The 16,286-nt window shown below is 59.6% G+C and carries 9 protein-coding genes; 2 read left to right on the top strand and 7 right to left on the bottom strand.

Annotation, left to right across the window (positions count from 1 at the left end):
* Positions 1-44 precede the first annotated feature (44 nt).
* The 6 genes from addA to ahcY form a co-directional block, all read right to left on the bottom strand.
* Positions 45-3,638, bottom strand: a complete 3,594-nt coding sequence (addA, locus tag HYPDE_RS11315) for a double-strand break repair helicase AddA (protein ID WP_041320395.1) — start codon at positions 3,636-3,638, stop codon at positions 45-47.
* Entirely contained in the window at positions 3,635-6,751 is a 3,117-nt protein-coding gene (gene addB / locus HYPDE_RS11310) for a double-strand break repair protein AddB (RefSeq protein ID WP_015598598.1), read from the bottom strand. The genes addA and addB overlap by 4 nt, the downstream gene beginning before the upstream one ends.
* Positions 6,751-7,506 carry a nucleotidyltransferase family protein gene (locus HYPDE_RS11305; RefSeq protein WP_015598597.1) on the bottom strand — a complete coding sequence of 252 codons (756 nt, stop codon included), beginning with the start codon at positions 7,504-7,506 and terminating at the stop codon, positions 6,751-6,753. Before HYPDE_RS11305 ends, addB begins: the two co-directional genes overlap by 1 nt.
* 20 nt (positions 7,507-7,526) lie before the next feature.
* Complete coding sequence (locus HYPDE_RS11300) at positions 7,527-9,068, bottom strand: bifunctional tRNA (adenosine(37)-N6)-threonylcarbamoyltransferase complex ATPase subunit type 1 TsaE/phosphotransferase (RefSeq protein WP_015598596.1); 1,542 nt, start codon at positions 9,066-9,068, stop codon at positions 7,527-7,529.
* Between the two features lie 12 nt (positions 9,069-9,080).
* The gene (locus HYPDE_RS11295; RefSeq protein ID WP_015598595.1) at positions 9,081-11,600 is read right to left on the bottom strand and encodes a sensor histidine kinase; all 2,520 of its coding nucleotides are present in this window, start codon (positions 11,598-11,600) and stop codon (positions 9,081-9,083) included.
* 261 nt (positions 11,601-11,861) lie between these two features.
* Positions 11,862-13,271 carry an adenosylhomocysteinase gene (gene ahcY / locus HYPDE_RS11290; RefSeq protein ID WP_015598594.1) on the bottom strand — a complete coding sequence of 470 codons (1,410 nt, stop codon included), beginning with the start codon at positions 13,269-13,271 and terminating at the stop codon, positions 11,862-11,864.
* A gap of 256 nt (positions 13,272-13,527) precedes the next feature.
* On the opposite strand from ahcY, the gene HYPDE_RS11285 reads away from it, so the two are divergent.
* A complete protein-coding gene (locus tag HYPDE_RS11285) occupies positions 13,528-14,472 on the top strand; it encodes an IS1595 family transposase (RefSeq protein ID WP_015598593.1) in 945 nt (314 codons plus the stop codon).
* Entirely contained in the window at positions 14,429-15,529 is a 1,101-nt protein-coding gene (rhuM, locus tag HYPDE_RS11280; RefSeq protein ID WP_015598592.1) for a RhuM family protein, read from the top strand. Before HYPDE_RS11285 ends, rhuM begins: the two co-directional genes overlap by 44 nt.
* Positions 15,530-15,574: 45 nt before the next feature.
* On the opposite strand, the gene HYPDE_RS11275 is transcribed toward rhuM, so the two are convergent.
* The gene (locus tag HYPDE_RS11275; RefSeq protein WP_015598591.1) at positions 15,575-16,162 is read right to left on the bottom strand and encodes a hypothetical protein; all 588 of its coding nucleotides are present in this window, start codon (positions 16,160-16,162) and stop codon (positions 15,575-15,577) included.
* Positions 16,163-16,286: the final 124 nt, after the last annotated feature.

Genomic DNA, 16,286 nt, shown 5'->3' with positions numbered 1-16,286 from the left:
GCTCGCGCGTTGCTCAAAAACCGACCCCAGAGGTAGGTACTCCGTTACAGACCGTCAAGACTTTGAATGTCTAAGCTCCAAAGCCGGGACTGGTAGCTGTCGAGCACGTCCCGCGGGATTTCCATCAGGCGCGGTCCATCGGTCCAGAGCAGGGCGGCCCGTACCCGGCGACCCGGATAAATCTCGCCGAGAGCCAGCCTGTAGGCTGCAAGCTGGTAAAGATAGGCATCCGCGACAAATCGAACGTCCGACGGAGGCGGCCGGTTCGTCTTGTAGTCTACGATCAGCACCTCGTCCTTCGTTACCGCGAGTCGGTCGATCTGGCCGGACAGGTCGAGCGCCGGGCCGGAGCCTTGCGGGCGCGGAATAACTGCGGCAATCGGAACCTCGGCAATGCTATTAGGTCCAAACAGCGGAGCGAAGTCCGACGACGATAGGATCGCCAGTGTCTCATGGACGATGCCAGCGCGCGCTTTTCGCGGAAGTATCGCGCCGCGTTTGGCGACAAAGGCTGCCGCAATCGGTTCACGGTCACTTACCGCCACGGCAGGCAGATGCTGCAGCAACGCATGCGTCAGCGTTCCGCGTAGGAAGCGATGCTCGGCATTTCCAGCGAGCGGCGACGGCGCATCATATGTCGTCGCTGCATCCGGTTTGGCAGACACGATAGGTTCGCCTTCGGCGTCCGGTGCGTAGGGCTCCAGACGCGATGGCGCGAGCGGAATGGAAAGTTTCGGCTCCGGCTGCGCGCGCTGTAACGCGAAGGAAGGTCTTTCCATATTTTCGAGTTGCCGTGCTTTTTCGCCTCGCGGCCTTTCAGCTTCGGCAGTTTGCGTTGTTTCAATGCGCCAGACTTTTCTGCCGTCGCCAGTATCGATTTCCCGCGCAACCGGAAGAAGCGCTTCCGATATCGCTTCGTACCAGCAGAAATCGGCCCGGCCTTTTTTGCCCTCGAAGCCTGCGATGTAAAGCCGGTCGCGGGCGCGCGTCATCGCGACGTAGAGAAGGCGGTTACGCTCCTCGTGCTCGCGGGCTTCGCGGCGGCGGCGCGCTTCGGATACGGCCTCGATCCGTGACGTCCCCTTGACGGTCCAGACGACAGGTTCCGGGATGTGATCAGGTCGCGGAAGATGGGATAGCCTGACAAGGCTCGCGGCCGAGATGTCACCGGACGCCGTTGTGCAGGTGTCGGGAAGAAACACGATCGGAGCTTCGAGTCCTTTTGCGCCGTGTACGGTCATGACGCGGACTTCATCGCGACCGTGGTCCATATCGCGTTTCACCTCGGGTTCAATGGCGCGCAACTCGGCAAGAAATTGAGTGAGCGAAGGTGGGGTGCCGTCATCGTAGCTCAGTGCGAGATCGAGAAATTCGTCTATCACGTCGGCGGCTTCCGGGCCGAGGCGGTGCAGCATCTTCTCGCGGGCGCCGTCGCGATCGAGCACACTCGAAAAAAATTCGAAGGGTGGCGTGAAGTCGGCCTTGGCGCGCCAGCGCTTCAGGGTTTCTGCGGCGGCCTTATAAGCAGGTTTCGCTTCCGTGTTGTCGAGCAGCGCCGACCACAGCGTTTTGTTTTGCCGTCCCGGCGCGATGGCGAGCAGGTCGTCGTCGTCGAAGTTGAAGATCGGGCCTTTCAGAACGGTCGCCAGCGCGAGATCGTCTTCCGGCAGGATCAAGAAGTCCCCGAGTGCCATCAGGTCCTGAACGGCGATCTGATCGGTCAGCGCGATCCGGTCCGAGCCTGCTACGGCGATGCCACGTCGTTTCAATGCGGCGACCATCGGCACCGCAAACGGATTGCGTTTACGCACCAGGATCAGGATATCGCCTGCGCGGATCTCACGACCTTGGGAAGCCAGTCGTTCGCCGCGATCGAGCCATCCTCTGATGGTGTCCGCGATACGTTCGGCGAGACGATTGGCGGGCGAACGCTCGCTCGTGTCAGACAACGGCGCCCACGGATCGGCGGCTGCGAGTTCGTCCGGCTTCTCCGTCGGCCACATCTCGACAAGACCGGCATGGCCCAGGCGAATAGCGTTGTGCTTCGGCGGCGGCCCTCCGGCCGTTAGACCGGGCGTCTTTTCGGCGTCTGCAAACACCGCGTCGACGGCGGCAAGAACGGGCGTCACGGTGCGGAACGACATCGTAAGTTCGATCGGCTTCCAGACAAGCCCGGCATCGCGCGCGAGGGCCGCGAAACGAGTGCCTGCGTCCGCGAACATCTTCGGATCGGCGCCCTGGAACGAATAGATCGATTGCTTTTCATCTCCAACGGCAAAGACCGTGCGAGGTGAACCGTCACGCGTGCCTGCTCCGGCAAAAAATTCGTGCGCCAGCGCTTTGACGATTTCCCATTGCTCTGGGCTCGTATCCTGCGCTTCATCAACGAGAATATGATCCAGGCCGCCATCGAGTTTATAGAGCACCCACTGTGCCTGGCCGCCTTCGCCTTCGAGCAGAGATTTGGTTTTCAGAATTAAATCATCGAAGTCGAGGGCGCCCGCGCTGCGTCGCGCTTCGGTGTAGCGTTGCAGAATGATGCCCGCAAAGGCGCAGAGCGCCATAGAGCATTCAATGAGTGTCAAAGCCTTAAGCTCGCTCGTCAACGCAACGAATCTTTGCTGCGCAGCCAGGCAGCGATCGTTTAGCCCAGGCTTGTCGGATGACAGCGCCTTGGTCATCAGTGTTTTGCGTGGGTCGCCGCCTGCGGTCAGAAAGTAGCCCGACAGGGCTTCGGAGCGGCGCTGAGCATCCGCCAGTTCGGCAGCCATCTGCAACGTCGGCACATAACCTGTATCGCTTGCCTTGCCCGTCGCGAGGTGGACTGTAAGTTCCCGCAGGTCGTTGTCGGACAGAACACACGCACATTCCTTGTGAAGATCTTCAACAGCGATTGCGGCACGAACGCCTAAGCTGCGGCGAAGATACGTTTCGATCGCCGACACGTCTTCCAGCGTCACACTGCTGCCGGGCTTGCGCCGGTGTGCAACGTCGAGCCAGCGGCGTTCCTCGACGGCATTGCTGATCAGCTTCTCGAACTGCGCGTCCGTCGCGTAACGGACGATAACGTCAAGGGCGCGGCCGAGCGGCGCTTCTGACGCCGAGGTGGCGTCCAGCAGCGTCTGCTCGATGACACGTGCTTTCAATTCCTTGGCAGAGGCATCGTCGAGAATTTTGAAATCCGGCGGCACACCGGATTCGAGCGGAAATCGCTGAAGCAGGCGCTCAGCGAAAGCATGAATCGTCTGAACCTTGAGGCCGCCCGGCGTCTCGATGGCATTGGCGAAGAGACGCCGGGCCAACTCCAGCATTTCGCGCGAAACTTCGCCGCCAGTGACTTTGCCAATTTCTTTTTCGAGCGTCGCATCATCGGCTGTAACCCAGCCGGCGAGGCGGTCGAAAACACGGCGCGACATCTCAGCGGCGGCAGCTTTGGTATAGGTGAGGCAGAGAATTTTTTCCGGTGACGTTCCGGCGAGCAGCAAGCGCAATACGCGCAACGTCAGAACGTGCGTCTTGCCGGTTCCGGCGTTGGCTTTGACCCACGCGGATGCCAAGGGATCGGCCGCGTTTCTCTGATGCCGGTCGGTATCCTGGCGCAATGCGTCAAGTGAAAGTCGTTTTGTTTCGAGGTTCACGATGCCGCCTCCTCGTCGATATGGGCGGACCATTCGGCGACGCGCGCCAGCTGTGCGTAGGCATCGTAGTCATAATTATAGCTCGGACGTCGAAGCGCACGGTAAGGCGTCGCCGGGTTGTCGAATTCGGCAATCAGGCGTTCGAGGCCCTTGCGAGCTTCTTCCGCGAGTGCTCCGATGTCGTCTGATTTGATCGCGCGTTCTTCGCCCGCCGGTTCGCCGCCTGAGGCGCGAATATAGCGAAGGGACTCGACGGAGCGGCCCGCGAGATTTGGAAATCCGGCTTCTCCAAGCGCGATGGCGGCTTCGAGGGGAAGCTGAGGCGAGCGCCCGTCCAGCACCCAGTCCTGCTTTGGTATCGCACCAGTCTTGTAATCGGTGATGACGACGGCGGAACCCTTGTCGTCGATACGATCGGCGCGTGCAGTGAGCGTGAAGGGTTCTAGCGTCGGCGCCAGCACGAGGCTTCCAGATATCTCAGCGATGACTTTGCGAACGCCGTCGCGCCGTTTGTCTTCGCCTTCCGCAAACCATGAGAGAAACCGCTTCAGTCGTGGCATCCAGAAGGCAGCGATGCGTGCGTTCCCGGTGTAACTTTCCAGAACATGGGACGCGATCTTTTCAAGTTCGGCAAGGGGATCGACCGGTAGACGGTCAGGGAATGCGTTTGCAAAACGCGAGAGCACGTCGTGGACGAGCCCTCCGCGTAGACTCGCATCCGGCGATGCTCCGAGCGGCGGCAGCGGTTCGAGTTTCAGGATATGACGCGCGTAGGTCGCATAAGGATTTGCGATCCAGCGTTCGATATCAGTGACGCTCATTCGGCGCGGTCGCAGCGCCACCGCAGGTCTCGGTTCCGGCGGCTTTATGGCGATGCGTTTGCTCAAATCAATACGATCACGCGCGCGGGCCCAGGCGAGCCAAGGTTTATCGGCATCGAGTACGCTTTCGAGATCCATGCCCTTGAGCAGGGCTTTCGTTCGCATCAGCCAGCGGGACGGGACGGTCGGCACGCCATCGACCTTTTCGGCGCGCGTCAAGTAGATCGTTTTTGCCCCGAGCAGCGATGTGAAGTCGTGTGCGGCTCGGCCGATCTCCTCTTCGGGAGACGGCAACCCCAGATCGCGCCGCATCGGGCGATTGAGCCATGCTCCGGGCTCCGCAGCTTCCGGCCACGTACCTTCGTTGAGAGAACCGAGGATCAGAACATCCGGTTGCTGCAGGCGCGCTTCGAACGGTCCCCAGATGGAGATGCGCGGATGAACAGCCGTGCGCTCGCGCACGTTCTCTCGCGCCAGCAGCGTCGCGTAAAGATCGGCATAATCGTCGGCGCGGATTTCGACCGGCGGTGTTTCAGGGTCTAAAAGCTTCGCGAAAAAGCGCGACGCGGCTTCTCCGGCTTCTCCTTGCCAGAGTGGGTTTGCATTTGCGGCTGCCGCGTCGTCGTCAGGTAGCGCTGCGAGGGCTTCGGCTGTTTTGGCGTGAGCGCGCACGAATGCCGATAGGGGCCGGTCGCCGCTCGTGGCGTAGAGATCAGTCAAGGGCTGGAAGGCAGTAGCCAACCGGGTCACCAGCTCGCGCGCGCCGTCGCAGTCCTGAGGCCAGAGCCGCCGCGCGGCGGGGTGCATGCGTTTTCTTTCCGCGCGATCGCGTTCGGCTGTCTCCAGCGCCGCTCGAATGCCTTCGACGCCATGGCCGAGGTACGGCGTGCGAAAGGCGCTGATTTCAAGTGCACGTGCAAATTTCCGAATGTCGAATGGATTGAAATTCAATCTGCAGAGCGGATGGCGCAGCAATGCCATCGTCTCGGCGGGTGCAAAATCACTCACGACAGCACCGACGATGAGGGCAAGGAAGGCGCCGGGCACTGTTTTCGTGAAGGGCCGCCCGGCGCTGTCGTCAACGCGGATGCCCCAGGCTTCGAGCCGGATCGCAACGCGCCGCGCAAGGAGGCGGTCCGGCGAGACGAGAGCCGCGGTCTGCCCTGGCGTTTCGACGGCTTCACGCAAAATCAATGCAACGGTCTCGGCTTCGTCCTGCGCCGACGGAGCTTCGATCAGCGAGATATCGGCAAGCGCGTTCTCGAGTTGCTCTTTGTCGGCCGTCGCCGTGTAGCGATGCCATTTATCGGTCGAGGATGATGGACGCATGGCTTCGCTGATGAAGGCTGTCCGCGCCCGGCCCGTGATATCGAGCTCGGTTCCAGGCAACGTACGCACCGCGCCACGTTCGACGCCCAGGCCGTCCAGAAGTTTCTTCAAGCCAAACTGCGGATGTTCGGGATGGTTCGGAACGATTGCCTTCCAGCTTGGCTCATCGAGCGCTTGATCGAGAGCAGGAAGCACGATGGCGCCGGAAGATCGTGCCGCGACGGCGCGCATCAATTCGACGGTGGCCGGAATCGAGCCCGTTACGCCGGCAACGATGACGACCTCGTCGCGTTTGAGGTTCGCGATACGCTTCGCTTCGGCGAGGATCAGGGCATTGCGGCGAGTTTCGGGTGAGGTGATGCCGTTGGCGGCGAGATGCGCGGGCCAAAACTCGGTGACGATCTTCAGGAAATCCACGGTCTTTTGCCAGTGCTCGGCGTAGGTTTCCGGAACCAGGTTTTTAATGCCCGATAGCGAAACGTTCTCGCGCTCGATGTCATCCATGAGCTTGCCGAGCTCGGCGGCGAGTCGGGCAGCCTGGGCGGGCGTCGAGCCCGAGCTGCGGTCGGACTCCGACTGCGCCATTGTCTCACGCCAATGGCTGACGAGCTGCATCAGGACCAGCGTCCGGTCGAGAGGGTCTATAGCCGGTGGTTGTTCGAGCGCCGCGATGCTGGACAGACCATCGCCTGCGAGACTCGAGATCAACGAAAGATCGTCTTCTCCTTCCGAGATCGGTCGGATGCGAGGCATGATGATGGCGGGTGCGTTTGCCGCCGACAGGAAGGCTTCGCGCGCCGCGCGCATTGCACGCCGTGTCGGCAGCAGCAATGTGATGTTCGGTAGCCTTAGAAAATCGGGCGCGGCGCCGCCGGGCGCCGGAAGGTCGCCGTTCAGGATGGCACGTGCAAGAGCCTTCAGGAATGGCACGCCGGGCGGAAGCGTGAAGACATTGGCGGCCATCAGTCTTCTCCCGGAAGCGTCGCGCCAGCAGTCATGGAATTCGCGATGGCATTTTCTGCCTCGGCTATGGCGTTCGGCGTTCCGACGTGCATCCAAATGCCTTCGAGCCGCATGCCATAAAGGCGTCCTTTCTCGATGGCGCCGTTCCAGAGCTTGTTGAGGGAGAATGGGCCCTTCGGCGCGCCGTCGAAGAGCCGCGGATGTGCAATCGAGACGCCGGCAAAGACGAAAGGTGCCAGGCGCGCACCGGACTGGCGTGTCAACCGTCCCGTCGTGTCCATCTGGAAATCACCGGGACCGTCGTAACCGATGCTCGTCGCGATTGGCGCGACCAGCATCAGGCTATCCATCGTCGTTTCGTCCCAGGCGTCGATCAGCCGGTCGAGATTTGATCCCATGCCTTCGATCCAGATCGAATCTGAATTGTGGATCAGGAACGGATCTCGCCCGAGTTTCGGAAGCGCCTTCGCCACTCCGCCCCCTGTATCGAGCAACGCGCCGCGTTCATCGGAGATGGTGATCTTTGGATTTTTTCGACTTCGGAGATGGTCTTCGATCTGATCGGCGAGATAATGGACATTGACGACTGCCTCAGCCACTCCGGCAGCCCATAGACGGTCGAGAACCTGATCGATCAGTGGCTTTCCGCCGACTGAGACGAGCGGCTTCGGGTGTTTCTCCGTCAGGGGCCGCATCCTCTCGCCTTTTCCGGCGGCTAACACAAAGGCGCTGGTCGGGCGCTTCGTGGAGGTCATCGGCAAATCTCCGGAATTCGTTAGATCGTCAATGGTTGCGCGCGGAGCTTCGGAGGCAGGTTCCGGTCATACCACGCCGAAAGCGCCTGCAGACCCTCATGCCGCAGGTTGCGCTGGAGATACCCCCAGATCCTTGGCAGGTGGGCGAGGTATTGCCGCTTGCCGTCGCGCATCGCGAGCCGCGCAAAAATTCCGAGGATTTTCGTGTTGCGCTGGGCCCCGAGAGCCGCATAGGCGAAACGGAATTCCTGGGCATCGAATGCCGTGTCACGTTTCGTCATGGCGGCGATATAGTGGTCAAGCAGGTTTTTTTCGAGAACTTCCGGCACGTCGATTCGCGCGTCCTGCAGCAGCGACACGAGATCGTAGGCGGCAGGACCGCGCATCGCATCCTGGAAATCGATGATGCCGACATCGCGCGGCGGCACGCGGTCATCGAGCGCGATCAGGTTCGGCGAGTGGTAGTCACGCAGGAGCCACGTCTGCGGTTGTTTCAATACGCGGGCGAAGGTGCCGCGCCATTCGTCAGTGAATTCGTCGCGCGCTGTCTTGGGTGCCGGGTGGCCGTGAAGCGCGGGCCAGTACCAGTCGAGCAGCAGTTGCGTCTCGATCTCAAGCACGCCTTGGTCGGCGTCCGGCAGTGTGAAGGCCGTACCGTCGGAAAGGTTCATGTTTTGCGGAGGCGGAACGGCCTGTAGCGTGATCAACGCGTCGGTGGCGCGCAGCCACAGAGATTTTTGGTCGGCGCCGCGTTGAACCTCCGGGCCGAAAACCTTATCGCCAAAATCCTCGACGATCAGCAAACCCTGATCGAGATCTTCGGCGAGGATCTCCGGTGTCGAAACGCCGGCCTCGCGCAGCGCATTGGCGATGGCGACGAACGCCGTCACGTCTTCCGCGAGGTGCGCGATGGCGCTGTAGGATTTTCCATCGTGAATCGGCGGTCCGTCGGGACGGCGTGGTGAATCGACCAGAAGTGCGCGAGCGCCGTCCGTCTTGGTCAAGCGCGCATAACGGCGAGGCGACGCGTCGCCTTGAAGATAGACGAGTCGCGTCTCAGGGCCGCCCCAGCCTGTCGCTTCAACGAACTTTCGGATTACCGCGAAGCGCTGAAGTCGCTCTGCGAGCGAAGATACGGCTTTTACCGTGATCGTTCTCCGGCTTTCGCTGTCGCCTTCTTCGAGCAATAGCGTGATATGCTCCGGAGGTATGCGATCGGCGCCGCGCGACGGCCACTCGATCACGGCAATACCGCGGTTCAGCGCCGTCTCAAGTCCAAGTTCGTCGAGTTCTTCTGGGTCGGTGAGGCGATAAAGGTCGAAATGCGCGACGTCGAAGCGTGGTGTCTCATAGCTTTGCGTCAACGTGAAGGTCGGGCTCGGAACGTCGAGAGCGGGGTCGCCGGAAAGCGTCCGTATCAAGGCGCGTGCGAACGTCGATTTGCCGGCTCCGAGATCGCCTTCGAGACAAAGCGTGTCGCCGGGCTGCAGGAAAAAAGCCATCTCGTCGGCAAGACGGATAACGTCGTTTTCGGACAGATCGCGGAACTGGAATGAACTCATAACACCTGGAACTTATGCTGCCCGTCCGCCACTTGCCAGCCACGCCGAGCCATCGCCCGTTGGAGCGGCCGGGCGCTTCGGTATCCGGATGATTACGCGGGTGCCCCGGTTTTCCTCGGAAAAGACTTCTATCGTGCCGCCGTGCAATTCCACCAGGCTTTTGACGATAGAAAGGCCGAGGCCCGCGCCCCGATGATCGGAGCCGTGGCTTTGACTTTCGAAGCGGTCGAAAATGCGTCCAATTCGGTCTTTCGGAATGCCGACACCATCATCTTCGACTCTGAAAATGATTGTGCCATCCTCGCTCCAGCAGGAAAGCCGCACCGTGCCATTGATCTTCGAGAATCCGACGGCGTTCGAAAGCAGGTAATATAGAACCTGGCGCATGCGGGCTTCGTCGGCTACAAACTCCGTAACCTCGTCCGCAATCGCAATTTCGATTGTCAGGCGGTTTCGTACGGCACGCTCGCGAATGCCGAGGATGGCCGCGTCGATGAGCGCGCGCACGCCAACAGGTGTCGGCTTTAACTGCAGGACACCGGCGTCAATGGTCGCAAGATCAAGAATATCATTGATGATGGTTTGCAGCGTTGTCGACGATGACATGATGTCAGCAAGATATTCGCGCTGCTTGGCGGTCAAATCTCCGAATGCCGGATCGGCCATGAGCTGTGTAAAACCGATGATGGTCTGGAGCGGCGTACGAAGCTCGTAAGAGATATGGCCGATGAAGTTCATTTTTAGACGGTCGGCGGCGACGAGGGCCTCGTTGCGCTCGACGAGGGCGCGCTCAGCGCGCTTGGCGTCAGTCACATCGGCAAATGTCAGAAGAGTAGCACCGTCCGGAAGCGGCATCAGGGCATAGTCTATGACGACGCCGTCATCGCGCATCATCTGACCCGCAAAGGTCTCGCGTTCGTCGAGGAAGGCTGTGACGGCGCGTCCGATCCTGAGCCACGCATCGTTGTCAGGGTGCAGCGTCTGGGCCGCGGCGATGACTTCGCCGACGTGCGGCAGTTCGGCCAGCCTCTTTGGCTGCATCTGCCAGATACTGCAGAAGGCTCTGTTGAATAGCTTCAGGCGACCATTGGTGCCGAACACAGCGACGCCTTCCTTGAGGCTGTCGAGTGTTTCGCGCTGCACGTCGATCAAAGCATTGTAGCGGCTTTCGAGTGCCAGACGTTCGGTCTCGTCGGCGAACAGGAACGTCACGCCACCGTCGGGGCGTTGTTCGGCCATGACGTGAAGAATGCGGCCGTCGGTCAGATTCCATGTGTCGTCGAGCGGAGTTCCCGTCTGGTAGCACGCCAGCACCTGAACTTTCCAATCGCGGTGATTGACGACCGGTTCAAGCACGCCGATTTCGCGAAGCCGATCGAGAATGACGCTGTCGCTTGGGTGGGACGAGAGCCAGTCGGTATCGAGCGACCAGAGTTTCGCGAAAGCTGCATTGTAGAAGGCGAGTTTGTGGTCGGGGCTGAAAATCGCGACGGCCGTTTCGACGCGGTCAAGCGTGCGGTCATAGGCCGAGCTTTGCCGTTCAAGCTCTCCCTGCGCGCTTTCAATATCGGTAACGTCGATGGCCGCGCCGGCAGTCATCCCATCGACCGGTAGCACGATGACCTCGTGAGCCTTGCGTTCGCCGCCGGAGACCAGATGAATGCGGGATTTGTAGGTTTGGCCCGCAGCGAGTGCCCGTGAAACGGATTTGCGCTGCCGCGCTTCAAGCAGCTCGATTTGGTGTTCGAGAACTTCGATTTCGCTCTTTGCGTCGACGGCCTGGACGTACGCGGCGTTGACCCAGATCAGGCGATTGTCGACACCGCGCAACCAAACTGGCATCGGCAACGTATTCAGAAGTGCGCGGCTCGATCGAATATCGCGCGCAAGCATTGCGTGCTGGTCTTCTATGCGGGCGATCTCAAGCTTGTAGCCGGAAACTTCCTTGAGACGCAGAACCGCACGGCCGCCCGCCGCCCGCCCCTCGGCTTCGATGATACCTCCGGCGATCGTCTTCAGGATGACGCTGAACGAGCGGCCGTTGACGAAGAGTTTGTCGAGGGCGGCTTTCAGAGAATGAGCAGACGTAGTTTCCAGCCACTGGCCGAAGCGGAGGATTTCCGCGTGATGCTCCGGCAACCCAGGGACGTTCGCCAGCGTATGGGAAACGATGCGGACCGCCTGGCCTTGCTCCCAGAACACCAGGACTTGCGGTTCGGCACGAATGATCGCGTCGGCGGCGGCAAGGTTGCGGCGGAGCTGCGCACTTTCGGTTTTCGCCGTTCGCGCCTCGCGCCGGGCGACGCTGCCCATGCGCCAGATGACGGCGATGGCCGTAAGACCGCCGCCGGCAATCGCCAAGATCAGCCAGATATGGCGGAGATCGAACTCCACCGACCCGATATTGTGCCTGTCCACAAAACTCGCGAGCATAGTCGCAACGCAGGCCATAGCCGCGATGAGCAGCAGCGCCAACTGCAGGCGTGTGGTCAGTTTCGGGTCTTGGGGATATGAAAGGCGCATCCGTCCCATTGCAGCCGCATAAGCGCCCGCGCGCCCCAGGCGGGCTGCACATGCGCTTTATCGCTTCGACCGACGCAGTACGAATCATCATGAGTATGGGGCGCGGTGCGCGGTATCGCCAGCGCGGTCAACGCGTTAGGCCGAAACGGCGTTGAAGTGTTTCTCCGGAGCCGCGTTCAAGGGGCCCGGATGGCCGCAGGTAAATGACAAAGGGGCTTCCGCTAAAGCCCCTTCCATACTCAGGCGCAATAGTGCGGCATCGGCCGCGCGCTAGTAACGGTAGTGATCGGACTTGAAGGGGCCCTCCGGCTTGACGCCGATGTAGGCCGCCTGATCGGGTCGGAGCTTGGTGAGTGTCGCGCCGATTTTGGAGAGGTGCAGCATGGCGACCTTCTCGTCGAGGTGCTTAGGCAACGTGTAGACCTTCTTGTGGTACTTGCCGTGGTTCGTGAAGAGCTCGATCTGGGCCAGCGTCTGGTTTGTGAAGGACGCCGACATGACGAACGACGGATGCCCCATGGCATTGCCGAGGTTTACGAGGCGCCCCTCGGACAGCAGGATGATGCGGCGGCCTGTCGGGAACTCGATCTCGTCGACCTGCGGCTTGATATTGTTCCACTTGAAGTTTTTGAGACCCGCGACTTGGATCTCATTATCGAAGTGGCCAATGTTGCAGACGATGGCGCGGTCTTTCATTGCGCGCATGTGGTCGACCGTGATGATGTCCTTATTGCCGGTCGCAGTCACGAAGATGTCGGCGCGCGGCGCTGCAGCTTCCATCGTCACGACTTCATAGCCTTCCATCGCCGCCTGCAGCGCGCAGATGGGATCGATCTCGGAGACCATGACGCGGCAGCCGGCGTTCCTCAACGACGCCGCAGAGCCTTTGCCCACATCGCCGAAGCCCGCAACCATGGCGATCTTGCCGGCCATCATCACGTCGGTGCCGCGGCGGATGCCGTCGACGAGGCTTTCGCGGCAGCCGTAAAGGTTGTCGAATTTCGATTTCGTGACGCTGTCGTTGACGTTGATCGCCGGGAACAGCAGCGTACCATCCTTTTGCATCTCGTAGAGGCGGTGGACACCAGTCGTCGTTTCTTCCGAGACACCCTTGATGTTTGTCGCGATGGTTGCGAACCAGCCTTTGGGCTTTTCCTTCAGCGTCTTCTTGATGAGCGCGAAGAGAACCTGTTCTTCTTCCGAGCCTCCCTTGTCGAGGAAATCCGTATCGCCGTTCTCGGCGCGGAGCCCCAGATGGACGAACAGCGTCGCGTCGCCGCCATCGTCGAGGATCATGTTCGGCACGCCGCCGTCGCCCCATTCAAAGAGCTTGCGCGTGTAATCCCAGTATTCGATGAGGCTTTCGCCCTTCCAGGCGAAGACAGGGATGCCGGCTGCGGCAATCGCGGCAGCGGCATGGTCCTGGGTTGAATAGATGTTGCAGGAGACCCAGCGGATGTCGGCGCCAAGGGCCGCGAGCGTCTCGATCAGCACCGCGGTCTGGATCGTCATGTGGAGCGAGCCAGCGATGCGCGCGCCTTTCAGTGGCTTCTTGGTGCCGAACTCCTCGCGGGTTGCCATCAGGCCCGGCATTTCTGTTTCGGCGATTGAGATTTCCTTGCGTCCCCACTCCGCCAGGCTCAGATCCTTGACGATGTAGTCCGTGAATTTCGAACTCATGTGTGCTCCTCAACGCGGTGGTTCGGGACCGGACGCCCAGAGCGCGCACGGTGACGAGTGAACCCTCCGCAAAATGTCGCATACGCATTATTTTTGGGTCGGTCGGCGCTCCCTATACCGAACTCGGCTGGGGCACGCAACAACATATAAACAAGTCTTTATGTGCCGTCGCGGATAGAGCGAGCGGCAATTATATACGTGCTTGACCCAAACACCGATTCGCGCTATATAGAATGGCAGACGGAGGGCACGGGTCATGAAGCGCGAGATCAAAAGCCTTTATCAGTTCTTCGAAGCCTTTCCGGATGAGCAAGCTGCAATCGATCACCTCCGTGCGATCCGCTGGCGTGACGGCGCTTTCTGCCCCTACTGCAACTCCAAGCGGGTTATGCACTTCTCCGATAAGCGGACGCACAAGTGCCACGACTGCCGTCAGCGCTTTTCGATCAAGGTAGGCACGATTTTCGAGGATACGAAACTGCCGCTGCGCAAATGGTTCGCCGCGATCTGGCTGATCACGAGCCACAAGAAAGGTATCGCCAGCACGCAGCTCGCCAAGGATTTACAGATCACGCAGAAAACGGCGTGGTTCGTTCTTCATCGCTTGCGCTATGCCGCTAGAACGAGGTCTTTCAACCGCCCTTTAAAGGGACAGGTTGAGATCGACGAAAGCTATTTCGGTGGCAAAGAACAGAACCGCCACGCAGCAGACCGCAAGAAAGGTCCGAAGCCGAAAGCAATCGTGTTCGGAATGCTGGAGCGCAAGGGCGACCTACGGGCTGCAACGATTGCCAATCTCCAAGGTCGCACCGTGCGCGGTCGTGTGTTCGACAACGTCAAGGATGGCGCAACGCTGATGACGGACGAGCATTCAAGCTATCGTGAGCTTGACGGGCCATACACCGTCCACAGCGTCAACCACAGCGCGGGCGAGTTCTCGCGCTATTTCTACATTCACACGAACGGCATCGAAGGCGCTTGGAGCCTATTCAAGCGCCAGATTTATGGGATTCATCATCACGTTTCATTCAAGCACCTGGATCGCTATCTCGGCGAAATGTGCTATCGGTACAACCGCCGCGATATGGAAGAGGGTGAGCGCGTCAATGATCTCCTGTCGCAAGTCGATGGACGATTGACCTATAAGGCGCTGACGTATGACCAGACCAAAGAAGACCTACGAAAAGCCCCTAAAGCTTGACATGGAATTTGACGAAGCACTTGGGCGCTTTGCGCAAGTGTGGCCTTCGGAGTTACCGGGCAAAGGCGTCGCAGTCACTGACGGAGATGGCCCAGTCCATCTCATCGAGGACGACACAGGTGATCGATTCCTCATTTACGTGGATGATCAAGGCGTCCACCACGAGCTTCGGTATTCTGGCGATCAGCCGTGGTTTACCCAGAAGCAACTTGCGCAAATGTTCGGTGTGGATACCGACACCGTCGGCGATCACATTAAAAAGTTTGTCGCAGATGGCGAGTTGCAGGCGGCAACTACCGGAAAATTTCCGGTAGTTCAAAAAGAGGGGAATCGCGATGTCAGACGCGAAACCCTACATTACACTCTGGATGTTGCGTTCTACGTCGGCTACCGCGTCAACTCCGCTGCGGGTGTGCTGTTTCGCAAGTGGGCGACTGCGCTTTTAGTTCAGTTTGCTACCAAGGGCTTCGTTATCGACAAGCGCCGGCTCAAAGAGCCAGACGATCCCGGTTTGGTCGCCGAGCTGCGCGATATCGTCGACGAAATTCGAGCGTCTGGCGCGAATGCATATCGCGAGGTAAAGCGGTTGTGCACTCTTTGCCCGGATTACAAAGGCTCTGGCGAAGCGGCAGAGCACTTCTTCGCATCAATCGAGAATAAGATGCTTTGGGTTGCCACCGCAGATCGCAAACCCATGACATCAGCGGAATTGATTATGAGCCGCGCCGACGTGACAAAGCCTGACATGGGTTTGACGTATCACACCGGCAAACGCGGTGTGCCGACGCAGAAGGACGTGACGGTTGGAACAAACTACCTTCTTCCCGACGAACAGAAGACGAAATATCGCGTGATCGAAATGATCCTGCGGTACTTCGAGGACCAACATCGCCAAAACCTCACCGTGCCGATGGCCGAAATGGAAGCGAAGCTTGACGAATTCATTCTTTTTAATGGTTGGCCGCTGTTGAAAACCTTGGGGAGCGTCAAGGGGGAAAAGGCGCGTGATCACGCGAAGCGTCTCTTGAAGGAATATAAGGAATTGAAGTTCAGCTGATCGCGTCGTTCTGCCGAAAGAAGCTCGACAAGAAGAGTTAGGTAGTTACGGCGGAGCTACCCTAACTTCAATTTCTCCGGCACTGACGCCACCGTTAAACACGATGATGGCGTGCCTAGGTCCAGAGTCTTTCACTTCATGAGACGGCAGTTGCATATCCGGTGACGAGACAAGAACCTGCCCTACTGCGACGGGCGTCTCAAATACGAGAAACACAAAGAACTGAATCGCAATATCGGTTTCGGTACCGTTAGCGTCCCTACCCCGAATGCGATTGCTTAAAGTATACCACCTCCAGATATTTTCCTGCTGACGCCGTGTCGGCAGCCTCGCATCTGAATAGGTTTGAATCCGGAGCATGGTCGCTAACGGTGTCGCTGCCGCTGCAGTCGAGGGCGGCGCGTTGGTGCGCCCCCATTTTTGACGTGCCCATCCCGCGAGGCCGAACAAAATCACGATCGCGAATGCTAAAAGCACTCCGACAATCAGCCAGCCAAGACTTGTCATGTCGGGCGCCGAACTGCGCGTCGCAGCCCATAGGGTGATGGCGAAAGACGTGATTCCGGATGTGATGATGAGGTTAACCGTTGCTTCGGTGAATTTCTTCCAAAGCCAAGCGCCCAGGTTGCCCATTCATTCCCCCGACTCGGTTGGTGCTCGCTCATAGCACAACCTTCGTCTGGGTCACAATTGTAAGTAATTGCCGAGCGAGCTTTGCCCTCTGGTCGGGCGCAAATTTTCCAAGTATATGAAAATA

It is taken from the genome of Hyphomicrobium denitrificans 1NES1, assembly GCF_000230975.2.
Taxonomy (GTDB): domain Bacteria; phylum Pseudomonadota; class Alphaproteobacteria; order Rhizobiales; family Hyphomicrobiaceae; genus Hyphomicrobium_B; species Hyphomicrobium_B denitrificans_A.
The sequence above is the reverse complement of the archived record's forward strand: the minus strand, read 5'-3'. Positions and strand labels throughout refer to the sequence as shown.